The 25,455-nt window shown below is 59.8% G+C and carries 16 protein-coding genes, 1 tRNA gene and 1 pseudogene; 12 read left to right on the top strand and 6 right to left on the bottom strand.

All coding sequences use genetic code 11. The features are described from left to right. Window positions 1–43 precede the first annotated feature (43 nt). The 5 genes and pseudogenes from KJF94_RS09985 to KJF94_RS09965 form a co-directional block, all read left to right on the top strand. Window positions 44–8,692 carry a glycoside hydrolase family 94 protein gene (locus KJF94_RS09985; RefSeq protein ID WP_214382997.1) on the top strand — a complete coding sequence of 2,883 codons (8,649 nt, stop codon included), beginning with the start codon at window positions 44–46 and terminating at the stop codon, window positions 8,690–8,692. A 76-nt stretch (window positions 8,693–8,768) separates the two neighbouring features. After that, window positions 8,769–9,494: a Crp/Fnr family transcriptional regulator gene (locus KJF94_RS09980; protein WP_214382995.1), complete on the top strand. Its 726-nt coding sequence runs from the start codon at window positions 8,769–8,771 to the stop codon at window positions 9,492–9,494. 132 nt (window positions 9,495–9,626) lie between these two features. Next, on the top strand, window positions 9,627–10,196 hold the full coding sequence (locus KJF94_RS09975; protein WP_214382993.1) for a GNAT family N-acetyltransferase: 570 nt from the start codon (window positions 9,627–9,629) through the stop codon (window positions 10,194–10,196). Window positions 10,197–10,391: 195 nt separating this feature from the next. Next, window positions 10,392–11,132 carry an AraC family transcriptional regulator gene (locus tag KJF94_RS09970; protein ID WP_250548257.1) on the top strand — a complete coding sequence of 247 codons (741 nt, stop codon included), beginning with the start codon at window positions 10,392–10,394 and terminating at the stop codon, window positions 11,130–11,132. A gap of 189 nt (window positions 11,133–11,321) precedes the next feature. Then, a pseudogene (locus KJF94_RS09965) lies at window positions 11,322–11,708 on the top strand (serine hydrolase); the annotation flags it as partial. Between the two features lie 254 nt (window positions 11,709–11,962). Here the strand turns inward: KJF94_RS09965 and KJF94_RS09960 are convergent. The 6 genes from KJF94_RS09960 to KJF94_RS09935 all read right to left on the bottom strand — a co-directional run bounded on the left by KJF94_RS09960 (window position 11,963) and on the right by KJF94_RS09935 (window position 16,489). Continuing rightward, window positions 11,963–12,038: transfer RNA gene (locus tag KJF94_RS09960), tRNA-Gly, on the bottom strand. Window positions 12,039–12,100: 62 nt separating this feature from the next. Beyond that, window positions 12,101–12,661 carry a CDP-diacylglycerol--glycerol-3-phosphate 3-phosphatidyltransferase gene (pgsA, locus tag KJF94_RS09955; protein WP_017339130.1) on the bottom strand — a complete coding sequence of 187 codons (561 nt, stop codon included), beginning with the start codon at window positions 12,659–12,661 and terminating at the stop codon, window positions 12,101–12,103. A gap of 32 nt (window positions 12,662–12,693) precedes the next feature. Beyond that, window positions 12,694–14,517 carry an excinuclease ABC subunit UvrC gene (gene uvrC / locus KJF94_RS09950; RefSeq protein ID WP_214382991.1) on the bottom strand — a complete coding sequence of 608 codons (1,824 nt, stop codon included), beginning with the start codon at window positions 14,515–14,517 and terminating at the stop codon, window positions 12,694–12,696. A 2-nt stretch (window positions 14,518–14,519) separates the two neighbouring features. After that, window positions 14,520–15,161 carry a response regulator transcription factor GacA gene (gacA, locus tag KJF94_RS09945; RefSeq protein WP_008015884.1) on the bottom strand — a complete coding sequence of 214 codons (642 nt, stop codon included), beginning with the start codon at window positions 15,159–15,161 and terminating at the stop codon, window positions 14,520–14,522. 126 nt (window positions 15,162–15,287) lie between these two features. Then, on the bottom strand, window positions 15,288–15,731 hold the full coding sequence (locus tag KJF94_RS09940; protein WP_214382990.1) for a GNAT family N-acetyltransferase: 444 nt from the start codon (window positions 15,729–15,731) through the stop codon (window positions 15,288–15,290). Next, window positions 15,731–16,489 (bottom strand): carbon-nitrogen hydrolase family protein, encoded by a 759-nt coding sequence (locus tag KJF94_RS09935; protein ID WP_214382989.1) that lies wholly within the window; start codon window positions 16,487–16,489, stop codon window positions 15,731–15,733. Before KJF94_RS09935 ends, KJF94_RS09940 begins: the two co-directional genes overlap by 1 nt. A 627-nt stretch (window positions 16,490–17,116) precedes the next feature. Between KJF94_RS09935 and KJF94_RS09930 the strand changes: the two genes are divergently transcribed. From KJF94_RS09930 to KJF94_RS09900, 7 genes are all read left to right on the top strand, one after another. Beyond that, complete coding sequence (locus KJF94_RS09930; RefSeq protein ID WP_214382988.1) at window positions 17,117–18,190, top strand: 3-deoxy-7-phosphoheptulonate synthase; 1,074 nt, start codon at window positions 17,117–17,119, stop codon at window positions 18,188–18,190. Window positions 18,191–18,416: 226 nt separating this feature from the next. After that, a complete protein-coding gene (locus KJF94_RS09925; RefSeq protein WP_214382987.1) occupies window positions 18,417–19,298 on the top strand; it encodes an esterase/lipase family protein in 882 nt (293 codons plus the stop codon). Window positions 19,299–19,382: 84 nt separating this feature from the next. Beyond that, a complete protein-coding gene (locus KJF94_RS09920) occupies window positions 19,383–19,664 on the top strand; it encodes a peptidylprolyl isomerase (RefSeq protein ID WP_008029538.1) in 282 nt (93 codons plus the stop codon). A 137-nt stretch (window positions 19,665–19,801) separates the two neighbouring features. Further along, complete coding sequence (locus tag KJF94_RS09915) at window positions 19,802–21,670, top strand: extracellular solute-binding protein (protein ID WP_214382986.1); 1,869 nt, start codon at window positions 19,802–19,804, stop codon at window positions 21,668–21,670. Beyond that, window positions 21,670–22,731, top strand: coding sequence for a microcin C ABC transporter permease YejB (locus tag KJF94_RS09910; protein WP_017339138.1), 1,062 nt, complete (start codon window positions 21,670–21,672; stop codon window positions 22,729–22,731). Before KJF94_RS09915 ends, KJF94_RS09910 begins: the two co-directional genes overlap by 1 nt. Further along, window positions 22,731–23,753: an ABC transporter permease gene (locus KJF94_RS09905; protein ID WP_084320175.1), complete on the top strand. Its 1,023-nt coding sequence runs from the start codon at window positions 22,731–22,733 to the stop codon at window positions 23,751–23,753. The genes KJF94_RS09910 and KJF94_RS09905 overlap by 1 nt, the downstream gene beginning before the upstream one ends. A gap of 16 nt (window positions 23,754–23,769) precedes the next feature. Continuing rightward, window positions 23,770–25,341 (top strand): ABC transporter ATP-binding protein, encoded by a 1,572-nt coding sequence (locus KJF94_RS09900; RefSeq protein WP_214382985.1) that lies wholly within the window; start codon window positions 23,770–23,772, stop codon window positions 25,339–25,341. The last annotated feature ends 114 nt before the right edge of the window (window positions 25,342–25,455 follow it).

Here is a 25,455-nt window from a genome sequence, read left to right as displayed (position 1 = left end):
AAAATGCACGCAATTGTATGATGCATTTCAGGCTCAGGACCTTATGAACAGCATATGGACACGCCTACAGAAGGTATTTTCTCGCTCGCCCGGTTTTTGGCGAACCCGCCTGTTTCCCCCTCCCCGATTCAAATACGAGCCCATATTGCGCTCGGAGCTTTTCAGCGCCGATCAGATGGCCAGTCACGGCATCGCCCTGGCTGGGCAACATCGCCTGACCACGCTGTCCGCACGGGACTCGATGCTGCACAGGCTCGATGACAACGAGGCGTTGCTCAAACGCAGCTGCGCGGCGCTGACCAACGCGCAAGGGTCCAGCCGACGAGTGACGCCGGCAGCGGAATGGCTGCTGGACAATTACTATCTGATCGAGGAAAACATTCGCACCGCCAGAACGCACCTGCCCAAAGGCTATAGCCGTGAGTTGCCACGCCTGATCAACGGCCCGTCGGCGGGGCTGCCTCGCGTCTATGACATCGCATTGGAGACCATCTCCCATGGCGACGGTCGAGTCGATGAGGAAAGCCTGAGCCGCTTCATTTTTTCCTATCAGACCGTGATGCCGCTTGCGCTGGGCGAACTGTGGGCGATACCGATCATGCTGCGTCTGGCGTTGATCGAAAACCTGCGGCGAGTGGCCTCGCGGGTAATGGCCAACGCGGATGATCGCAATCTGGCTGATGACTGGGCCGAGCGCTTGATCGAAACCTCAGAACGAGACATCAAAAATGTAGTGCTGACCGTTGCCGACATGGCCCGCTCCGCACCGCCGATGACCCCCGCCTTTGTCGCCGAATTCACCCGCCGCCTGCAGGGTCAGAACGCAGCGCTGGCGCTAGCGCTGAACTGGATCGAACAGATGTTGAGCGAGACAGGCTCCAGCATCGAACGCCAAGTACAACTTGATGCGCAACAACAGGCAGCGGATCAAGTGTCCATCAGTAACAGCATCGGCAGTTTGCGCCTCTTGTCCGCAACTGACTGGCGCAAGTTTGTCGAGTCGATGAGTCATGTTGAACAGATTCTCAATGAAGACTCGGCAGACATTTACCGGACGATGGATTTCAGCACCCGCGACAGCTATCGGCATGTCATAGAACGCCTTGCCCGCAGAAGCCCCCAGCACTCGGAAATCCAGGTCGCCCGCGCCGCGATCAATCTCGCCGCAGCCGGAACCGCCTCAGTCCCCAGCGAACTGCTGGCCCGCCATGTCGGGTATTACCTGATCAGCGCAGGGCTGCCGACGCTGGAGCGACGACTCAAGGCCAGGGTGCCGCTTCATGAGCGCTGGAAACGGTTGTTACAGCAGTCGCCGCTGATGTTTTACCTGGCGCCGGTGGCTGTTCTAACGTTCATTTTCGCCTGGCCTTTACTGGCCTCCGCGAAGCGCGACGGGATGCCCGATGCGGCGCTTCTGATGATGGCGATTCCCTGCCTGATCATGACCAGCCGACTGGCGATCAGCCTGATCAACTGGTTGGTGACGTTCAGTCTGTTGCCAACGACGCTGCCGAAAATGGATTTTGCCAGCGGTATTCCCGATGGCGCGCGAAGCCTGGTGGTGATTCCGACGCTGATCGCCAGCCCGGCAGACGTGGACGAACTGGTGGAAGGTCTTGAAGTGCGGTTTCTCGCCAACCGCGACAGCAACCTGTATTTCGCGTTGCTCAGCGATTTTATGGATGCGCCGCAAGAGTCTCAGCCGCAAGACGCCGAGCTGCTCACACAAGCCTCCCGTGCAATCACCCTGCTCAATCGAAAATACGCGGACGGACCCGGCGACCGATTCTTTCTGCTGCACCGGCCGCGTCGCTGGAACGCGAGCGAACGCGTGTGGATGGGCCACGAGCGCAAACGCGGCAAGCTGATTGAACTCAACGCCCTGTTGCGTGGCCATGGAGAGGAACGTTTCAACGCCATTGTCGGCGACATCACGCCACTGCGCGGGGTGCGTTACGTGATCACGCTGGACACCGACACCCTGCTGCCGCGCGATGTCGCGCGCCAATGCGTGGCGGCCATGATGCACCCGTTGAATCGTCCGATATTCGACAGTGACGGCGAGCAGATCATTTCCGGCTACGCGGTGTTGCAACCGCGAGTGGGCATCAGCCTGACCAGCGCCACGCGCTCGATCTACGCCCGACTGTTTGGCAGTGATGCCGGCGTCGACCCCTACACTCGGTCGGTTTCCGACGTTTACCAAGACTTGTTCCAGCAAGGTTCCTTCATCGGCAAGGGCATCTACGACGTGGACGCGTTCACCTGCGCCCTGGAAGGTTGCTTGCCGGATAACCAGATTCTCAGCCACGACCTGATCGAAGGGTGTTATGCACGATCGGGCCTGCTCAGCGACGTGCAAGTCTACGAACAATACCCCTCGCGCTACGGTGCCGATGTCAAACGACGGCATCGCTGGGTTCGCGGCGACTGGCAACTGCTGCCGTGGACATTGCCCTGGGCGCGCAACGCCGATGGCAAATGGGTGCGCAACAGGCTGAGCGTCATGGCACGCTGGAAGATTCTGGACAATCTGCGACGCAGCCTGGAACCGCTGGCGTTGCTGCTGATGTTTGCATGGGGCTGGTTTGCCAGCAGTCAGCCAATGAACTGGACGCTGACAGTCATCGGGTTGATGGTGATTCAACCGTTGCTGCGAGCGGTGACTGATCTGATGCAGCCCCCCGCTGATGTGCCTTATGGACAATACCTCAAGGCGTTGCTGGGTGATCTGACACAAGACCTCGCCCGGGCTGGTCTGACGCTCGCCTGGCTGCCCTTCGAGATGTTCTACAGCGCTGACGCCATCCTGCGCTCGCTCTGGCGAATCGGCTTCAGCAGACGCCGACTGTTACAATGGCAGCCTTCGCGAGAGGTGGAGCGCACCACCGAAAACCGGCTGTCCGGCCTCTATCGCCAGATGTGGATCGAGCCGGTGTCGGCCCTGATCTCATTGGCCCTGCTGGTGAAGGATCCGCAGACGCTGGCCATCGCCAGTCCGCTACTGTTGTCCTGGTTAGTGGGCCCCTGGATCGCTTGGTGGCTCAGTTCGGCACCCAAGCAGTCAGTGTTCGCACCGTCGACGGATGATTTGCGCTTCCTGCGGTTGCTGGCGCGCAAGACCTGGGCGTTCTTCGATCAATACGTCGGGCCCGAGGATCACTGGCTGCCACCGGACAACGTGCAGGAAGACCCCAGGCCTGCCATTGCCCATCGCACTTCGCCGACCAATATGGGCATGTCGCTGCTCGCCCACCTGGCCGCTCACGATTTCGCTTACTTGAGCACTGAACGGCTGCTGTCCCGGCTTGCGGCGTCGCTGGACAGCATGGACGGTCTGGAGCGATATCGGGAGCATTTCTATAACTGGTACGACACGCAGACCCTCGAGCCGCTGCGTCCGCATTACGTCTCCACCGTCGACAGCGGCAACCTGGCGGGCCTGCTGTTGACCTTGAGCACCGGCATTGCGCAGCTGGCAGACGCCCCTATGTTCGGCCCCGCCGTGATCAAGGGCCTGCGCGATACCCTGGATATCCTTGCAGATTCCCAACGCGCCTCGGGGGTGGATGAATACGCCCTGTCATTGAGAAAAGGCCTTGAATTGGTCTCGCCAATTGCGACGCCTGAAGCGCTGGCAGATTTGCTGCATACGGCTCGCATCATGGTCACCAGCCAGCCAGCGGACTCCGACGAGGAAAGCCTCTACTGGCGAGAAGCGTTTACCCGTCAATGCATCGACTGGACAGAAGAACTGCAGCGTTATCGCCTCCCTGCCCCCTCGGTCACGATTGAATCGCCTCGCACCTTGCGTCAACTGGCCGGCCTGAACCCCGCCGACTGGGCCGCCGAGCATCACCCTGAAGTCGAGCGAGTCCGCAGTGACGCCGCGCAGCGTCTGGAAACCCTGAGGCGTCTGGCGTTATTGGCCACTTCGCTGGCGCAGATGGATTTCTCGTTGCTTTACGACCACCAGCGTGACCTGTTTGTCATCGGTTACAACGCCGAGGAGCGCAGGCTCGACACCGGTTACTACGACCTGCTGGCGTCCGAGGTGCGACTGACCAATTACGTGGCCATCGCTCAAGGACAAATCCCCCAACGCGCCTGGTTCACCCTGGGAAGGCTGCTAAGTGAAAACGCTGGCGTACCGACGTTGCTGTCCTGGTCGGGCTCGATGTTCGAATACCTGATGCCGATGCTGGTGATGCCTAACTTCGAGGGCAGCCTGCTGGACCAGACTTGCCGCGCCGCCGTGTCGGTGCAGATCGAACAGGGCAACAGGCTGGGCATTCCGTGGGGCGTTTCGGAGTCGGGTTACTCCACCGTCGACGCGCACTTCAATTATCAATACCGCGCCTTCGGCGTTCAGGCCCTGGGGCTCCAGCGCGGGCTGAGCAATGACGTCGTGATAGCGCCCTACGCCAGCGCCCTGGCGTTGATGGTCGATGCCGATGCGGCCTGCAAGAACTTGCAACGCCTCGCCCTGCAAGGCTCCGCCGGACGTTTCGGATTGTATGAAGCAGTGGACTACACCGAGGCCCGCTTACCCCGCGGCCAACACTTCGTCGTAGTCCGGTCGTTCATGGCTCACCACCAGGGCATGAGCTTGCTGGCCTTGACTAGCCGACTGCTCGATCAACCCATGCAACAGCGATTCGAGGCCGACCCGGCGCTGCGATCAGCCCTGCTGCTGCTACAGGAGCGGGTGCCGAAATCCGCCGCGCCGTACCTGCAAACCGCACAGTCGCCGGTACTCGGCGATGTCGGCCAAGGCCAGGATACGGGGCTTCGGGTGTTCTCCGAACCGGGACGCAAACGCCCGGCCGTGCAGTTGCTTTCCAACGGGCGCTACCACGTCATGCTGACCAGCGGCGGCGGTGGTTACAGCCGCCGTAATGAAATGGCGATCACCCGTTGGCAGGAGGACACCTCACAGGACAATTGGGGGATGTTCTGCTACCTGCGCGATGTCCAGAGCAACACGGTCTGGTCGGCTGCGCATCAACCGACGATGCATCAACCCGAGAGCCACGAGGCGATCTTCTGCGATTCCCGCGCAGAGTTCCGTGCGCGCAACCTGGATTTCGACACGCACCTGGAGATTGTTGTCTCCCCTGAAGACGACATCGAACTGCGCCGCCTGCATGTCACCAATCGAGCGTCTTCGGCCAAGACACTGGAGATCACCACCTACGCCGAAGTCGTGCTGACAACCCCGGTCAACGACGCGATGCACCCGGCGTTCAGCAAGCTGTTCGTGCAGACCGAATTACTGCCTGCGCTTCAGGCGATTATCTGTAGCCGCCGCCCACGGGCCAGCGATGAGCCGACGCCGTGGATGTGCCATTTGCTGGCGGCACACGGGGTGGACATCGATGCGATTTCGTACGAAACCGATCGCGCCCGGTTCATCGGCCGAGGACGCAGCCTCGTGTCACCCGCTGCCCTTGATGCCGATTGCCAGCGCTTGTCAGGCAGTGCAGGCCCGGTGCTCGATCCGGTGATCGCGATTCGCTGCAGGATTACCCTGCAACCCGGCCAGCAGGCCACCATCGACCTGGTCACCGGCGTCGCCGACAGCCGTGATGACTGCCTTTACCTCATCAACAAATACCGCGACCGCCACCTCGCCGACCGCGTGTTCGACCTGTCCTGGACCCATAGCCAAGTGCTTCTGCGTCAGCTCAACGCCTCGTTGTCCGATGCCCGTCTGTACGAGCAGATGGCCTCGTCGCTGCTTTATGCGAATGCCTCGATGCGCGCCGATAATGCGGTGCTGATTGCCAATCGCCGCAATCAGCCGGGACTCTGGGGTCAGTCCATCTCCGGCGACCTGCCCATCGTGTTGCTGCAAATCCAGAGCCTGGACAACATCGCCCTGGCGCAGCAATTGATTCAGGCGCATGCCTACTGGCGGCAAAAAGGGTTGGTGGTCGATTTGCTGATCTGGAACGAAGATCAGGCGGGTTATCGCCAGCAACTGCAGGACGCGATCCTGGGCCTCATCACTTCAGGCAGTGAAGCCACTCTGCTGGATCGCCCGGGCGGGATTTTTGTGCGCCCCGCGCAGCAGATGTCGAATGAAGATCGCGTGCTGTTCCTCTCGGTTGCCAGGCTGGTGCTGAGCGAAGATCTGGGCAGCCTTGCCGAACAGATTCATCGGCGCAAAGTATCACCGGTGCACGCGCCGTTTGTGCCGACCCGGTATTTTCAGGCTCGGCCGGCATCGGTACGACCGAACCGTCCCTTCCTGCTGTTGAGCAACGAATATGGCGGCTTCAGCGCCGATGGCGGTGAGTACATCATCACCGGGCTCGCGCCCGATCCGACACCCGCGCCCTGGGTCAACGTGATCGCCAATGCACATCTCGGCACGGTGGTCTCGGAAGCCGGCAGTGCCTATACCTGGGCCGAAAATGCCCACGAATTTCGCCTCACACCCTGGCACAACGATCCGGTCACCGATAGCAGCGGCGAAGCCATTTACCTGCGTGATGAAGAGACCGGGCACTTCTGGTCTGCAGCGCCTCAACCCTGCCCCGGACAAGGCCCGTACCAGACCCGTCACGGTTTCGGTTACAGCGTGTTCGAACATGAAGAAGACGGCATTTACAGCGAACTGTGGATCTACGTGGCGCTGGATGCGCCGATCAAATTTTCGCGGCTGGTGTTGAGCAACCGCTCGGGACGCCGCCGATCATTGTCGGTCACAGGGTATGTGGAATGGGTGCTGGGCGATCTGCGCAGCAAATCGGCGATGCATGTGGTCACGCAATCGGATCCTGCCAGCGGGGCCTTCTTCGCCCGCAACGCCTATTCGGTGGAGTTTTCCGAGCGGGTGGCGTTCTTTGACACTGACACGATCTATCACGGTGTAAGCGGTGACCGCACCGAATTCATCGGCCGCAATGGCACCCTCGCCTCACCGGCAGCGATGCAGCACGCCGGTCTGTCCGGGCGCATGGGCGGTGGCCTGGACCCTTGTGCCGCCCTGCAAGTGCCGATCGAACTCAGCGAAGGTGATACTCGGGAAGTCATCCTGCGTCTGGGGGCAGCGTCTTCCAGTAACGCCGCCACCCAACTGGTGCAGCGTTATCGGGGCAGCCTGGTGGCTGCCGAGGAATTGCATAAAGTACGGGAACACTGGCGCACATTGCTCGGGGTGATTCGTATTGAAACGGCCGCGCCTGCGGTCGACGTCATGGTCAACGGCTGGTTGATGTATCAGGTCATCGCGTGCCGTTTCCAGGCCCGAAGCGGCTACTACCAGTCGGGTGGCGCCATCGGTTTTCGCGATCAGCTGCAGGACAGCATGGCGATGATCCATGCCGATCCGGCAGCCGTGCGCGCGCACCTGTTGCTATGCGCCGGCCATCAGTATGTGGAAGGCGACGTGCAACACTGGTGGCACCCGCCGATGAATCGAGGGGTCCGCACCGCCTGCTCCGATGATTTTTTGTGGCTGGTGGCCGCCACCAACCGCTATATCGAAATGACCGCCGACGCGGGTGTGCTGGAAGAGGTCGCGGGATATCTGGAAGGACGCCAACTGGTGGCCGGCGAAGAGTCCTACTATGACCTCCCCGGTGAATCGCCCCTGCGAGAGTCCCTGTATCAACACTGTGTGCGGGCGATAGAACACAGCCTGCGCCGCGGTCATCACGGGTTGCCGCTGATGGGCTCCGGGGACTGGAACGACGGCATGAATCGCGTCGGCCACCTGGGTGCAGGTGAAAGTGTCTGGCTGGGCTTCTTCAGCTATCAGGTGCTGGAGCAATTTGCGGAGACCGCTCGCCTGCACGGTGATCACGCATTTGCCAAACGCTGCAGCGACAGCGCGGTGACACTGCAACGCAACCTTGATAAAACGGCCTGGGACGGCGCCTGGTATCGCCGCGCCTGGTTCGATGACGGACAAATGCTCGGCTCGGCGAGCAATGAAGAATGTCGTATCGACTCCATTGCTCAAAGCTGGTCAGTGCTGTCGGGGGCCGGCTCTGCCGTCCGCCAGATCAAGGCCATGCAGTCATTGGATGAGCATCTGATCAAACGTGACATCCGCGCCGTGTTGCTGCTGGATCCCCCGTTTGACAAGGGCGCCCTGGACCCCGGCTACATCAAGGGCTACGTGCCTGGCGTGCGCGAGAACGGTGGTCAATACACCCATGCTGCCGTTTGGGCGGGCATGGCGTTTGCGCAGTTGGGTGAAGCCGGCAAAGCCTGGGAACTGCTGAATCTGATCAACCCCGCCGCGCCTGCCAACAACGCTCAAATCGAGACCTATAAGGTCGAGCCCTATGTGATGGCCGCGGATGTCTACGGCACCGCGCCCCATGCCGGTCGAGGTGGCTGGACCTGGTACACCGGTTCTGCGGGCTGGATGTACCGGCTGATTGTCGAGTCGTTGCTGGGCGTACAACGCAGCGGCCGCACGCTCAGGATCGAACCGCTGATACCCGTCGACTGGCCGGGCTTCCTCCTGCACTACCGCTTCGGCAAAACCCTCTACCACTTTGATGTGCGTCAGGGCAGTTCGACCTTCACCTCCATGACCCTCGACGGCCAGCCATTGAATGACGCTTCGCTGACACTGGATGACGGCGGTCTGGAGCATTGGATTCGGGTAGATTGTCGCGCACGGTCACCCAGGCCCCAAGCGCTGGAATTTGAGCATGCTGCGGATGAATAGACATTGATCACCAGCCATGGCGTGCATGGGAGTACCTTGAGTGGGCACGCCCCTGTTCCGCCACGGATGCTCTGTCATGAATGCCTCCCCCGATCCAAGCCACAATCATCTGCTCGCGGCGCTCCCGGCCGTCGACTTCCAGCGCCTTGTTCCGCACCTGGAGCAGGTCAGTCTGGCGCTGGGCGATGTACTGTATGAGCCGGGGGACACCTTGCGCCACGTTTACTTTCCGACCGACGCCATCGTTTCTCTGCTGCATGTCACGGAAAACGGTTCGTCAGCAGAAATCGCCGTGGTCGGAAACGAGGGTTTGATCGGCATTGCGCTGTTCATGGGTGGCGAAAGCACCTCCAGTCGGGCGGTGGTACAAAGTGCCGGTGGTGCATTTCGCCTGCCGGGGCAAAAGCTCAAGAAAGAGTTCAACCGCCATGGCGACCTACTCCTGCTGATGCTGCGTTATACCCAGGCGCTGATCACGCAGATGTCACAGACCGCCCTGTGCAATCGCCATCATTCGATCGATCAACAATTGTGTCGATGGCTGCTGTTGTCGCTGGATCGCCTGCATGGCAATCGCCTGAACATGACCCAGGAGCTGATCGCCAACATGCTGGGCGTGCGCCGCGAAGGCGTCACGGAAGCGGCCGGCAAACTGCAGCGTCAAGGCGTCATCGAGTACAGCCGGGGCCAGATCACGGTTCTGGATAGAGCGCGCCTTGAACGGCTCAGCTGCGAGTGCTACCTGGTGGTCAAGACCGAAACCGATCGGCTGTTGCATTACACCCGCCGTCAGGACGAGTGATGCGTTCGAATGGATTGCCGACGGCAATACCGGCTGTCCCTTAAAACTGTCAGCGAGCGGATATTGCTCCTGCTGACCGCGCATAAGACTAGGGTGAGTGAGCAGTCCTATCAATGAGCCGGAGTTCATCGCATGTCTTATGACGCAAGCATCACCACACGTTTCAAGGATGAAACCGATGGGCTGGCCGGCGAATACTGGGTGGAATCCTTGGGGGATGGCACTCCCCTGCTGATTCGAGAGTTGGCAGAGTCTGATCGAGACCGGGACCTGGCCTTTTTCAACGAGCTAGGCAAAGGCAAACCGCATTTTCATTTTCTGGCCTCGTTCAGCAATCTGGTAGAACCCCACGACCAGCTCATGGACATCAATCTGCACAATCGCATGGCTTACATTGCCCTGGCATACGAAGGCACCCAGCTCATTGAAATCGGAACAGCGCGTTACGGGGCGTACGAAGGCGATGCTCATTGCGAGTTCGCCGTTGCTGTTCGCGACCGCTGGCAACGACGGGGAGTCGCCACTGCGCTGTTACAACATTTGATGGACACAGCCACGCGCCAAGGCTTCAGCAAAATTTCGTCAATGGATTCGTCAGGAAACGAGGCGATGCACGGCCTGGCCGTTGGTATGGGATTTACCAGCAGAGCTGATGAAGAGCACGGGTCGCAGATTTTTCATGAATATGTTTTAGCGCCCTAGTTTAAAAGGAAGATTCGGCAGCTCGCTCAAGCGAGCATAAGGCCACTTAAGGCTTTGGATCTTGAGATTTCTCTTACCGAAGCGTACTAATGCTGGCGACCCGAATGGCGCGATGGGTGTTGCCAATGCGTGAAATTACAGCGTTTTCAATTCAAATGGTGCCTACGAACCGGTGCCCATGAGCATGATGAATTCATGCTCATGGTTCCGGAGCATGGCTTGTTGCGATTCAAGGACGAACAGAGCGGCCGCTCAACGTCGGTGATCGATCGCCAGTTCGTGTTGGTGCCGCCGCAATGGAGTCATTCCTCGTCGTCCATGACCACCAGTCAGGGTCACGCAGCATTTTATGTCGCCCCTGATTACATGCGGTACGCCCTGCGTGACCTGTCCGGCGATGCCAATCGCTTATTGAGGGAGCCGACTCTGGGCATCTGGCACGCATCCGCACCGTTACACCATTTGTTACTTGCGAAAAATGCGTTCAGTCAGCCGGATCATTGCGTGGACCGACGCCGACAGATTACGCAGACCGATCACCTGTTGCTGCTCGAATGCCTGGCGATTTCCATGAGCCAGCCGAGCCTGCAACGCTCTTCGACGGAACGTCATGGCGCGGCATTGGTACGCGATGTCCAGCGCTACCTGGAGGGCAACCTTGAGCACGCCCCTGGGCTGGACGAGATCGCCGAAGCCTTCCATGTTTCACGACGCCACCTTACCCGCCTGTTTGCCCAGCACACCGGAGAATCAGTGCTGGCCTGCGTTCAACGTACGCGACTGGAGCGGGTGAAAAACCTGTTGCAGCACACGCGCATGTCAGTGCTGGAGATTGCCAACAGCGTTGGCTACGAATCGCCTTCGCACCTGGCCAGTGTGTTCCGGCGCGTGCTGGGCTGCTCGCCTGACGAGTTCCGCCGCAACGCCAACCGTTAAACCATCCAGATTATCCATGGCCCGATTCCGCGCATGATCAGGCCCGATCCCACGCGCCCGAAAAATTCCCGCCCTGCATCCTGAACCCTGACAAAACAACAAGAGGGTGGGGCCGTGAGCCGAGAACCATTGATCAGCTTCGCTGATGTGCAGAAGAGTTTTAAGGTCGATCGAAATAAAAAGGGGTTTATGCCTGTGCTTCATCGCCAGCGCAGGCCTCTTCAAGTGTTGGTGTGTGCTTCGACACTCGTCCTGTCCTTGACCGCAGGCGCGACCAACCCCGATCCCACGAAGACTTACCAACATGCGCACGAGCCGATTGGCGAAGTGCAGGCGATATATGACGGCAAGCTCAGCGAGGACCTGGCTGTCACTACCTTCCGTAACTCCGACCGTTTGTTCCCTGTGCGGACGATCAAAGCGGGTGGCCATCCTTTCCCGTTACCGCATAGCGGCCAGCCAATCGGGCCGGTTGCCTTTGACTATAAAGGCAAGCGTTACAGCCTCGATGACTACATTGCGATCAATCGGGTAACAGGGTTGTTAGTGCTCAACGGCCGTATCAGTCAAAGGTATGCGTACATCTCCTCGTCTCGATCGATTGAGGAGAGATGTACGGGTCCCGGCAATGCATCATCTATCTGAAAACTGACACGTTTCGAGCGCGTATTTCGATGTACGTTTTAATGAACAAAAAAAGTGAGGCTAGGGGTGGTTTTCGGTAGAAGTCGCTGGAACGAAAAAAGAAGCCGAAGCCTCTTTTTTCTAATGCTAACCATAAAAAACACGCAAAAAAAAGCGCCACTCATTGAGTGGCGCTTTTTTGTATTTGGAGCGGGAAACGAGACTCGAACTCGCGACCCCGACCTTGGCAAGGTCGTGCTCTACCAACTGAGCTATTCCCGCGTCTTGGTGAGGCGCATTCTATAGAATCCAGATGCCCCGTCAACCCTTTGATTCAAAAAAGTTTATTTCTTTTCCACGTCGGTCTTCAGATGCGGCCAGGCAGCTCGCAAATATTGAACCATGGACCACAGCGTCAGGCCCGCAGAGATCAGCAGCAAGGCATAACCCACCAGAACCCAGAACGTGAAGTCTGACGGATTGGCCAGCAGGATCACCAGCGCCAGCATTTGCGCAGCGGTTTTCCATTTGCCCAGGTTCGACACGGCGACGTGAGCACGAGCACCGAGCTCGGCCATCCACTCCCGCAGCGCCGAGACGACAATTTCGCGACCGATAATCACCGCGGCCGGCAGCGTGAGCCACAGGTTACCGTGTTCCTGCACCAGCAACACCAGCGCCACGGCGACCATCAGCTTGTCGGCCACCGGATCGAGAAAAGCCCCGAACGGCGTGCTTTGCTCCAGACGGCGAGCCAGATAACCGTCCAGCCAGTCCGTGGCGGCGGCAAACGCAAAAACCGAAGCGGACGCCAGGTAGCTCCATTGGTAAGGCAGGTAGAACAGTAAAATGAAGATCGGGATAAGCAGGACGCGTAGAACGGTAATCAGATTAGGGATATTCATCGGCACAACTGGCTACGAGGTGAGGTGGCATTCTACTCGCTGTGCAGATTTGCATAAATCAACTCTGCGAGCTTTTTACTGATCCCGGGTGCTTTGGCGATCTCGTCGATGCTGGCACGAGACAGCTCCTGCAATCCACCAAAATGTTTCAACAAATCGCGCCGGCGTGTCGGTCCAACGCCAGCGACGCCTTCCAGTGTAGACGTGCGGCGCGTTTTGCCACGACGGGCACGGTGGCCGGTAATCGCGAATCGGTGAGCTTCGTCACGGATCTGCTGGATCAAATGCAATGCCGGGGAATCACCACGCAAAGTGAATTCGTGGGCGGCGTCGTTGAGGTACAGGGTTTCGAAACCGGCCTTGCGCGTCGCGCCCTTGGCCACGCCCAGCAGAATCAGGTCGGGCACCGCCAGCTCATTGAGCACATCGCGCGCCATCGATAGCTGGCCCTTGCCGCCGTCGACCAGCAGGATGTCCGGCAGCTTGCCCTCCCCGTCCTTCAGTTTGCTGAAGCGTCGAGTCAGGGCCTGGTGCATCGCGGCGTAGTCATCGCCCGGCGTGACGCCTTCGATGTTGTAGCGACGGTAGTCGGACTTGATCGGGCCTTCGGGACCGAACACCACACAGGACGCCACGGTCGCTTCGCCGCTGGAGTGACTGATGTCGTAACACTCCAGGCGCTGCGGCGGCTCGTCCAGTTTCAGCACGTCGGCCAGGGCATCGAAACGCGCGGCGACGTGTTGGCGGTTCGCCAGGCGTGCGCCCAGTGCCTGCTCGGCATTGGTCACGGCCAATTGCTGCCAGCGTGCCCGCGTCCCGCGAACCCGGTAACTGATGGTCAGTTCGCGACCACGCAACTCTTCAATGGCCGCGATCAGCGTCGGAAAATCTTCGTGCACCACGTTGACGATCAATTCGCTCGGCAAGTCGCGTTCAGGGCTGCTGATGAAATACTGACCGAGAAACGCGGCCATGACCTCGGACACGTCTTCTTCAATACCCACCTGCGGGAAAAAGTTCTTGCTTCCCAGCACCCGGCCGCCGCGCACGCTGATCAGGTGAACGCAGGCACCACCCGGATTGACGAACGCGGCGATCACATCGACATCTCCGGTCCCGCCTTCCATGCTCTGCTGATCCTGAACCCGGCGCAGCAAGGAGATCTGGTCGCGCAATTCGGCGGCTCGCTCGAACTCGAGGTTGATCGCCGCCTCTTCCATGCCGGCGGATAACTCGTCGGTCAGCGCATTGCTGCGCCCCTCCAGGAACATCACCGAGTGCCGCACATCTTCGGCGTACACCTCGGGCTCCACCAGGCCGACACAGGGCGCCTTGCAGCGTTTGATCTGATATTGCAGGCACGGCCGCGTGCGGTTCTTGTAATAGCTGTCTTCGCACTGGCGTACGAAAAAGGTCTTTTGCAGCAGGCTCAGGCTTTCGCGGATCGCACCGGCACTAGGATAGGGACCGAAATACTTGCCTTTGGCCTTCTTCGCACCACGATGAATGCTCAGGCGTGGAAACTGGCCATCCGAGAGAAACACGTACGGGTAGGATTTGTCGTCGCGCAGCAGGATGTTGTAGGGCGGGCGCCATTCCTTGATCAGCGTCTGCTCAAGCAGCAAGGCTTCGGTTTCGTTGGCCGTGATCGTCGTTTCGACCTGGGCAATACGCGCGACCAGTGCAGCGGTTTTCGGCGCGAGCCCGGACTTGCGGAAGTAGCTCGACAGGCGATTCTTGAGATTCTTGGCCTTGCCGACGTAAAGCAGGCGCGCTTCGCTGTCGAACATGCGATAGACGCCGGGGCGTCCACTGACCGTCGACAGGAAAGCACTTGGATCAAAGGTGTCAGTCATTTTCAGAGGCTGGCATCAACCATGCCGTGACGAACCGCCAACAGCGTCAACTCGACATCGCTGCTGATCGAAAGCTTTTCGAAAATTCGGTAACGGTAGGTGTTCACGGTTTTGGGCGACAGGCACAACTTGTCGGAAATGATCTGCACCTTCTGGCAGCCGACAATCATCAGTGCGATCTGGATCTCCCGTTCCGACAGTGCGTCGAACGGCGAATCGTTGGTCGGCTGAAAGGATTTGATCGCCAGCTGCTGGGCAATTTGCGGGCTGATGTAGCGCTGCCCGGCAAACACCAGGCGGATGGCCTGGACCATTTCCGGCAACCCGGCGCCTTTGGTCAGGTAACCCGCGGCTCCGGCCTGCAACAACCGTGTAGGAAACGGATCTTCCTCACACACGGTGACCGCAACGACCTTGATGTCCGGATGACTGCGCAACAATTTGCGGGTGGCCTCAAGACCGCCGATACCGGGCATCTTGACGTCCATCAGCACCACATCGGGTTTCAACTCACGCGCCTTGAGCAGGGATTCTTCGCCTGACTCGGCCTGGCCGACCACTTGCAGGCCATCGATGTCAGCCAGCATTCGTGTAATGCCTGTACGAACGAGATCATGGTCATCGACTACTAGCACCCTAATCAAGCAGACACCTCGCGATATGGTCTTATTGAGTTGTCGACACCTTAGCAAAAAGCGACTGGCAGACCTAGCGGCAAGCGTCATATAAAAAGTTTCAATACATCTTGAAAGGCTTGTCCGATGCGTGTTTCAGCGATTCGCGACCTCGACATCGCGCTGCATTCTCAGGAAACACTCGTCTGCACCGACCACCTGCAGGCCCTTTCTCTCGTATAACGCTTTCGCCGGATTATTTTCAAACACCGTCAACCGCAGGGCCGGGCGCCGTTCCTTGCGCGCCATCGACAATACCTGATCGATCGCCCAGGAACCGGCACCCTGCCCCTGGAACGTTTCGAGCACGTGCAACTCACGGATGTACAAGGCCCTTGCGTCGCGGCTGAGGCTCACATAACCCAGTAACACCTCATCACGCACGATCAGCCAGTTTTCCCGCCCCGCCCAGGCCACATCGAAGGCCTCGTCCTGCCACAGCAGATCGTGCTGAATGTAGTAGCGGAGCATGGTTTGACAGGTCAAATCCCGTGCAAAGTCGAGGTCTTGCGACGTCGCTGGACGTAAACCGAACCCCATCAGGCCTCCGCGACGGCCACGACGTGCCCCGCCCAGCCGTCAGCATTGCGTTGAGCAACGACCAGCAAACTGCCGGTGCCGGGTGCGGCGGCAATCAGCGAACCGTCCGACGCCCAGATGGCGCTGCGTCCTGCCGACTCCCAGCCCCCCGTCGCACCGCCATGGTTGGCCATCAGCACCGTCATCGAATGCGTGACGGAATAGCCCTGCAACAACGCAGTGTCCGGGGCATAGCCGTTTTCGGTGATCAGCACGCCCGCGGCATACAGGTCGGCGCCCTGTTGCGCCGCTGCGGCTGCATGGCTGGCGTGGGAAAAATCGGCGCACACCGCCAGGGCGACCGTGTCGCCACCGATTGTCAGGGTCGAACCGCCGAAGCCCGGTGCAAACGCTACTTCCTCGCCGGGATGCAGATGCTGCTTGCTGTAGACCCCGAGTGAGCCATCGGTGCCCAAGATCAGCGCACCCATCAACACTGGCGAATTCTCCGACAGACGAATAGGCATCCCGACCACGGTCGTTACGCCGATTTCCTGCGCGAAATCCCGTAGCGGTTGCAGTAGCGCATCCTCCGGTGCAATCGCCAGCTCAACCGCCAGCCCACGCTCGTACCCGGTCAGCGACAATTCCGGAAACACCAGCAACTGCACGCTCTGCTCCGCCGCTACCTGCATGAAGCGTTGATGCCAGGCGATATTGGCGGCCAGGTCTCCCGCGATAGAGATCGATTGAGCGGCGGCGATGGTCAAAGGCATCATGGTTCGTCCTTGTGACGTTGTGTTTTTGTTTAAGCGATGAGTGTGTCACAACCTTCGACGCACTCAAGCGATAGAAAACGCCGTCGGTGATCGATAGCAATTTCTGATTGAATCCGCGTACCGGCCTCTAGTAAGCTCGGCGCATCCATCGGAGACAGACCATGTTAAACGCCCTCTCACAGCTTCGTATCGCCAGCGCCCCGCGCTCGGTTGCGGCTGCCCGGGCGAACGTCGGTTGCGCTCCGGTCAGCTTTTATTTTGGGTATTGGTTTAGCCACTGGCGCGCCTGATACCCACACGGCGCCCACTTTAAACGGGTCGCCACCAGAAAATTCTCAACCCCCGGTCGGCCTCCCGACCGGGGGTTTTGTTTTTTCAGCCCCAGACACTTTTTTGCAATAACCAGACAACTCGAGGATTCACGACATGAACTACGCCACTTATTACCGTTACGACAGTTTTAGCGCCTGGCGATTTAGCAGCCTCCGCTCGGGACAGCCTGCCGCCTCCGATCGGTCACCCACAGGTGGCAAGCACACACACGCAGCCAATCCGGCCAATTGTCGAACACCCCAGTAGGGCCGAGCGCGCGGGAACGAACCCGCCGCCCGCCCAGGAAGCCTGAATATGAACTCGTCCGTCTCTGCTTTGCCGCTGTCCACCCTGAGCCCTGCCAATGAAGCGCTGACCCTGCGTCTGCCCAGCTCTTTGCAACTCAAACAGCAACTGCCCCTCAGCAGCGCCCTGACCCGCCAGGTCGCCGCCCACCGCGACGCGGTCCGCGCGATCCTCAACGGTGAAGACGCCCGTTTGCTGGTCATCGTCGGCCCTTGCTCGATTCACGATCCCCAGTCCGCCCTCGAATACGCGAGCAACCTCGCCCGCCTCGCCGCCGAAGTCAGCGATGAAATGCTGCTGGTGATGCGCGCCTACGTTGAAAAACCCCGAACCACAGTCGGCTGGAAAGGCCTGGCCTACGATCCGCACCTGGACGGCAGCGATGACATGGCCGGCGGCCTGACCCTGTCCCGTGAGCTGATGCGCGAAATGCTCCGACTGGGTTTGCCCATTGCCACCGAACTGCTGCAACCGATGGCCGCCGGTTACTTCGACGACCTGCTCAGTTGGGTGGCCATTGGCGCCCGCACCACCGAGTCGCAGATCCACCGGGAAATGGCCAGCGGCCTGAGCATGCCGGTCGGCTTCAAGAACGGCACCGATGGCGGCGTCGGCGTTGCCAGCGACGCCATGCGCTCGGCCGCCCATCCGCATCGGCATTTCGGTGTCGACAGTCAGGGCCATCCGGCGATCATTCAGACCCCGGGCAATGCAGACACTCACCTGGTATTGCGCGGTGGCCATCGCGGCCCGAACTACGATCGCGACAGCGTCGCCCAAGTGAACAGCGATTTGACCAAACTGAAGATCCCGGCGCGGATCATGGTCGATTGCAGCCACGCCAACAGCGGCAAAGACCCGCTGCGTCAACCGGCGGTTTTCAACGATGTGCTTGAGCAGCGTTTGCAAGGTGATCGCTCGCTGATCGGGATGATGATCGAGAGTCATTTGTTCGAGGGTTGCCAGCCGTTGAGTGCAGCGCTTCAGTACGGCGTATCGGTGACGGATGGTTGTCTTGGGTGGGACGGAACCGAGGCGTTGTTGCGTTCGGCGGCGGAGCGGTTGCGAGCGACACACGGTTGACAGGCAAATGACATTTCGGAGGTAGGTCATTGCAGAACTCTGCGCTACCTCCGGTTAAAGGACGTCCGGACATTCCGAAAAAAGCCTCCTGCGGATTCGAATATTCGTACCTTACCTATTCCGTTTTCCCCCATTTACAGCGGCTTTTTCAGACATCGCGCGAACACCCGAGTGCTTTAGAGTGAGGCCCGAGCACATCCACGAACTTCCGCGAAAAGGTACGAACATGCAACGGAATGCAAGCACTCTCTATCCCATCCTGCTCGTTCACGGTCTATTCGGTTTCGACCGGATCGGTCCATTCGAACTCTTCCAGGACATCAAGCAAGCACTGCGAACCGACGGCGCCAGGGTGTTCATACCTCACCTGTCGGCTACCCATACCAACGAAGCACGCGGTGAACAGCTTTTGGCACAGATTGAACGGGTGCTGGAAGGTACCGGCGCAGAAAAGGTCAATCTGATCGGGCACAGCCAGGGGGCACTGGCCGCACGTTATGCCGCAGCGATAAATCCGCAAGTCGTAGCGTCGGTGACGTCGGTCAGCGGACCGAACCACGGCTCGGAACTGGCGGACTTCCTGCGCAAGGCACTGACGCCCGGACGCCTCCCGGAACGGGCCGCCGAAGCGGTCGTCACCTTGTTCGCCGATTTCCTGTCTTTGCTGAGTGGCAACCCGCACCTGCCGCAGAACGCTATCGCCGCGTTGAATGCGCTGACCACTGAAGGTGTCTACGCATTTAATGAGAAATACCCCCAGGGTTTGCCAAAAACCTGGGGTGGCAAGGGCCGCGAGCTGGTCAACGGGGTTCGCTACTATTCCTGGAGCGGCACTTTGCAAGGGACCGTTCTCGATGAAGGGCTCAATGCACTCGATCCGCTAAACGGGTTCTCACGGGCCTTTTCTCGGTATTTCACCACCGAAGCCGATCAGAACGACGGCTTGGTCGGTCGCTTCAGTTCCCATCTGGGTAAAGTGATCCGCTCCGACTATCCGCTGGATCATCTCGACAGCATCAACCAGACAGCCGGTCGGGTACGCAAAGGCATCGACCCGGTTGATCTGTATGTGCAGCACGCCGAACGCCTGCGAAAGGCTGGCCTGTAAGCATTGGAAGGAACTTTGAGAAGAAATGGACCACTGAATCCGGTAGGCTCCGCATTTTATTGAACACTGAAAGGAGTATTTCCCATGGCTAAAGCCACTGCCCGTCACATCCTGGTTGCCAGCGAAGACAAGTGCAACGAACTCAAAGCCCAAATCGAGGCAGGTGCCGATTTCGCCGAAGTTGCCAAAGCCAACTCCACCTGCCCTTCCAGCCGTCAGGGCGGTGACCTGGGTTCGTTCGGTCCGGGCCAGATGGTCAAGGAATTCGACACTGTGGTCTTCAGTGCACCGATCAACGTGGTGCAAGGTCCGGTCAAGACTCAGTTTGGTTACCACTTGCTGGAAGTGACCAGCCGTCAGGACTGATCCAATCGCTGAGCTTTGTGCACAACGGCCCGCCTTTTTGGTGGGCCGTCGTGTTTCGGATGCGTGATACGGCTGGCGAGGGACGCGCCGCTAGCGTACAAATTGCGGTTATCGACCACCCGGCTCTAAGGCTGACAATGCGACTGGCTTTCCCTACTTTGTTGTTCACTGCCGTGGCCCTGCTGTTGGGCGCCGCCGGTGTGAACGCCGCCCCCCAACATGCGCTGACCGTCTACGGCGAACCGGCGAAGTACCCTGCCGGCTTCAGTCATTTTGCCTACACCAATCCGCAAGCCCCGAAGGGCGGGACGATGCGCCGCTCGGCGATCGAAATCGGGCATTTCGATCATGTCCTGCCTTATATAGACAAAGGCATCGGTGTGACGCAGATCGACGGTTTGATCTATTCGCCCCTGGCCCAGCGCTCGCTGGACGAGCCTTACACCGTTTATGGCCTGGTGGCGCAGAAGATGGAGCGCTCGGAAGACGGTTTATCCCTGCGTTTCTACCTCAACCCCAAGGCCCGCTTCGCCGATGGCAAGCCGATTACCGCTGAAGACGTGCGCTACACCTTCGACCTGCTGATGACCCAGGGCAGCCTGCGCTATCGCACGCAATTCGCCGACGTAAAAGGCGTCGAAGTGGAATCGCCGAGCACCGTTCGTTTCGACTTCAAGAGCAACGAAAACCGCACCCTGCCCCTCGACATCGCGACCTTGCCGGTGTTTCCCGAGCACTGGTGGAAAACCCGCGACTTCGCCGGCGGCGGTGGTTACGAGCCACCACTGGGCAGCGGCCCGTACAAGGTGAGCAAGGTCGACTCCGGGCGCAGTATCACCTTCGAACGCAATCCCGACTGGTGGGGCAAGGACCTGCCGGTCAGCCGCGGCCTCTACAACTTCGACCATTTCAGCATCGAGTACTTCGGCGATACCGACGTGGCGCGTCAGGTGTTGCGCGGTGGTGCCTACGACTACAACCGTGAATTCTCCGCCACCGGTTACTCCATCGGCTACGACAGCCCGGCGCTCAGTGACGGTCGCCTGCAGAAGGCGCATCTGGCGCAAAACGCGCCACAATCGGCGCAAGGTTTCGTGTTCAATCTGCAAAATCCGCTGTTTCAGGATCGCCGCGTACGCCAGGCGTTGGTGATGCTCTGGGATTTCGAATGGAGCAACCGGCAGATGATGCGCGACCTCTACATTCGACAGCAGAGCTTCTTTTCCAACACCGACCTTGCCGCCCGCAGCCTTCCCGATGCCGCCGAGCTGGCGATTCTTGAACCCTTGCGCGGACAGATCCCCGACGAAGTGTTCACCAAAGTCTTCGAAGCACCGAAAACCGATGGCAGCGGCGTGATCCGCGACAAGCAACTGCAAGCGCTGGACTTGCTGGAGCAGGCCGGGTGGAAACCCGATGGCGATCAACTGGTGAACGCCGAAGGCAAACCACTGAGCTTTACTTTCCTGGTCAGCCAGAACGGCATGGACCGTTTGCTGCTGCCGTACAAACGCACGCTGAAGCAGATCGGCATCGACCTGAACATCCGGCGCATCGACTCGTCCCAGTACGTCAATCGCCTGATGTCCCGGGATTACGACATGATCGTCACGGGCTACCCGGTCACCACCTCGCCGGGCAACGAACTGAACAACTATTTTGGCTCCGCGGCGGCCAACGATCCGGGCTCCAACAATTACATGGTGTTGAAAAACCCGGCGGTCGATACGCTGGTCAGCGGCCTGGTTCGCGCCACCACCCAGGCCGACATGTTGCGCTACGCCCATGCCCTGGACCGGGTGCTGCAATGGAACTACTACTGGATTCCCAACTACTATCCGCCGGGCAGTTCGACCGTGTGGTGGAACCGTTTCGGGATTCCCAGCGTGCAAGCCGCCAATGACGAAGCCATCGAGAGTTGGTGGGAAGTGAGCACCACGCCGCTGACCAACCAACAGATGACCGCCGAGCTGATCAAGCGCGGCAAACCCGGAGGGCCGCACTGATGTGGGCTTATATTCTGCGGCGTCTGCTGCTGATCATTCCGACGCTGGTGATCATTCTGCTGGTCAACTTCGTCATCGTTCAGGCCGCGCCGGGCGGCCCGGTGGAACAGGCGATCGCTCACTTGCAAGGCATCGGCGGCGCCAGTGTCGGCGGCGGTTCCAGCGAAGTCATGAGCGGCAGTTCGCGGGCCAGCCGTGGCCTCGATCCGCAACTGATCAAGGAAATCGAAAAACAGTACGGCTTCGACAAACCGGCGCCGGAGCGTCTGTGGCTGATGCTCAAAAGCTATGCGCAACTGGATTTTGGCAAAAGCTTTTTCCGCGGTGCCACGGTCACCGACCTGATCCTGGAAAAAATGCCGGTGACCATTTCCCTCGGGCTCTGGGCCACGCTGATCACCTATCTGGTGTCGATCCCGCTGGGCATCCGCAAGGCCGTGCACCACGGCAGCCACTTCGATATCTGGAGCAGCACCGCGATCATCATCGGCTATGCGATGCCGGCATTCCTGTTCGCGATGTTCCTGATCGTGGTGTTCGCCGGCGGCACGTCGCTGAACTGGTTCCCGGTGCGCGGCCTGGTCTCGGACAACTTCGAATCGCTGTCCACCGTTGGCAAGATCGCCGACTACTTCTGGCACCTGGTGTTGCCGGTGACGGCGCTGGTGATCGGCGGGTTCGCCACCCTGACCATCCTGACCAAAAACTCCTTCCTCAATGAAATCACCCGCCAATACGTGGTCACCGCCCGCGCCAAAGGCATGAGCGAACGGCGCGTGCTGTACGGTCACGTGTTCCGCAACGCGATGCTGTTGGTGGTGTCGGGGATTCCCCAGGCGTTCATCAGTGTGTTCTTTGCCGGCTCGCTGCTGATCGAGGTGATCTTTTCCCTCGATGGTCTGGGCCGCATGAGTTACGAAGCCGCGGTGTCCCGGGATTATCCGGTGGTGTTCGGTTCGCTGTTCATCTTCACGCTGTTCGGTCTCCTGATAAAACTGGTCGGCGACCTCTGCTATACCCTGGTCGACCCGCGTATCGACTTCGCCGCGAGGAACGCCTGATGTTCAAGCTTTCGCCGTTGGCGCGTCGCCGTTTCGAACGCTTCAAGAAAAACCGTCGTGGCTGGTGGTCGCTGTGGCTGTTTATCGGTCTGTTCCTGTTGAGCCTCGGTGGCGAGCTGATCGCCAATGACAAACCGCTGGTGGTCCGTTACCAGGACTCGTTGTACTTCCCGGTTTTCAAGCGCTACACCGAGCAGGAATTCGGCGGGCAACTGCCGTTCCAGGCTGACTACCGCAGCGACTATGTGCAGAAGCTGATCAAAAAGGACGGCGGCTGGCTGCTGTTTCCGCCGATCCCGTTCAGCGACGACACGCCCAACTACGACCTGAACAAACCGGCGCCGAGCCCGCCCTCGAACGTCAATTGGCTGGGCACCGACGACCAGGCACGTGACGTGTTGGCCCGGGTGATTTTCGGTGCACGGGTGTCGATTCTGTTTGCGTTGATGCTGACGTTTGTCAGCGCGCTGATCGGCATCGCTGCCGGCGCGCTGCAGGGTTACTACGGCGGCTGGGTCGACCTCATCGGTCAGCGCTTGCTGGAAGTCTGGTCGGGGTTGCCGGTGTTGTATCTGCTGATCATCCTGTCGGGGTTCGTCGAGCCGAATTTCTGGTGGCTGCTGGGGATCATGGCGCTGTTTTCCTGGCTGGCCCTGGTGGACGTGGTGCGAGCCGAGTTCCTGCGCGGACGCAACCTGGAATACGTCAAGGCCGCCCGAGCACTGGGCCTGACCGATCGCAAAGTGATCGTGCGGCACATTCTGCCCAACGCGATGAACGCAACCCTGAGTTACCTGCCGTTCATTCTGACCGGGGCGATATCGACACTCACGGCGCTGGATTTCCTCGGTTTCGGCATGCCGGCCGGCAGTGCATCGCTGGGCGAACTGATCGGTCAGGGCAAACAGAATCTGCAAGCGCCGTGGCTAGGGCTGACAGCGTTTTTCACCCTGGCGTTGATTCTTTCTTTACTGGTGTTTATCGGCGAGGCGTTGCGAGATGCCTTTGATCCTCGGTCTTGAATAAGCGGATGTTGATATGAGTAACCTGATCGAAATCCGCAACCTCAGCGTGGCCTTCAGCGGCCAGACCGTGGTGCGCAATCTGTGCCTGGATATCCGCCCCGGTGAATGCCTGGCGCTGGTCGGCGAATCCGGGTCCGGCAAATCGGTGACTGCGCACTCGATCCTGCAATTGCTGCCCGAGACCGGCACCGAATCCACCGGCAGCATCCGCTATCGCGGCAAGGAACTGCTCGGCGCTTCCTCCAAAGTGCTGCGGGAGTTGCGCGGCAATCGCATCGCGATGATCTTTCAGGAGCCGATGACCTCGCTCAACCCGCTGCACAGCATTGAAAAGCAGATTGGCGAAACCTTGCTCTTGCACAAAGGCTTGACCGGCAAACCCGCGCAGGCACGGATTCTTGAATTGCTGCACCTGGTGGGCATCCAGAAACCCAAGGAACGGCTCAAGGCGTACCCGCATCAACTGTCCGGCGGCCAGCGGCAACGGGTGATGATCGCCATGGCCCTGGCCTGCGAACCGGAGTTGCTGATCGCCGACGAGCCCACCACAGCGCTGGACGTGACGGTGCAGCGCAAGATCCTGCTGCTGCTCAAATCCCTGCAACAGCGACTCGGCATGTCGCTGCTGCTGATCAGCCACGACCTCAATCTGGTGCGCAGCATCGCCCAGCGCGTGTGCGTTATGAAGGCCGGGGAAATCGTCGAACAGGCGCCGTGCGAGACGCTGTTCACCGAGCCAAAGCATCCGTACAGCTGCGTATTGCTAAACGCCGAACCGGAAGGCGAAGCCCTGGCCCGGGACGCGCGCGAGAACGTACTGGAAGTGGAAAATCTTTCCGTGCGCTTCGCCCTCAGTGGCGGACTGTTCCAGCGCAAAACGTATTTGCACGCGGTGGATGGCATCAGCCTGAATGTCCAGCGCGGCAAGACGCTGGGCATTGTCGGTGAATCCGGTTCCGGCAAGTCCACACTGGGCCAGGCGATCCTGCGCCTGCTCGACTCCGAAGGCAGTATTCGCTTTCAGGGTGAAGCGCTGGACGGTCTGACGCAAAAGCAGCTGCGGCCGTGGCGCAAGAAAATGCAGGTGGTGTTCCAGGACCCCTTCGGCAGTCTCAGTCCACGGATGTCCGTGGCGCAGATCATCAGCGAAGGCCTTGAGGTTCACAGCCAATTGACGGCGGACGAATGCAAGGCCGAGGTGATTCGGGCACTGCAGGAAGTCGGCCTCGACCCGCAAAGTCGCCATCGCTACCCGCACGAATTCTCCGGCGGCCAGCGCCAGCGCATCGCCATCGCCCGGGCGCTGGTGCTGAAACCGGCGCTGATCCTGCTCGACGAACCGACCTCGGCGCTGGACCGCACGGTGCAAAAACAAGTGGTTGCCCTGCTTCGCCAGCTTCAGGAAAAACACGGGCTGACCTATCTGTTTATCAGCCACGACCTGGCGGTAGTCCGCGCCCTCGCCCATGACATGATCGTGATCAAGGACGGCAAGGTGGTGGAAAGCGGCGCCAGCCACGACGTGTTCGAGTCACCGCAGCATCCGTATACCAAAGAGCTGTTGGCGGCGGCGCATCCGCGTTAGGCATAATCCGCGTCAATCGTTGGACCGCGTCGCCTTCTTCGCGAGCAAGCTTCGCTCCTACAGATCACCCTGTACCTGTAGGAGCGAGGCTTGCCCGCGAAGAGGCCCGCACAG

The sequence above is a fragment of the Pseudomonas hormoni genome (assembly GCF_018502625.1).
Taxonomy (GTDB): Bacteria; Pseudomonadota; Gammaproteobacteria; order Pseudomonadales; family Pseudomonadaceae; genus Aquipseudomonas; species Aquipseudomonas hormoni.
The sequence above is the reverse complement of the archived record's forward strand: the minus strand, read 5'-3'. Positions and strand labels throughout refer to the sequence as shown.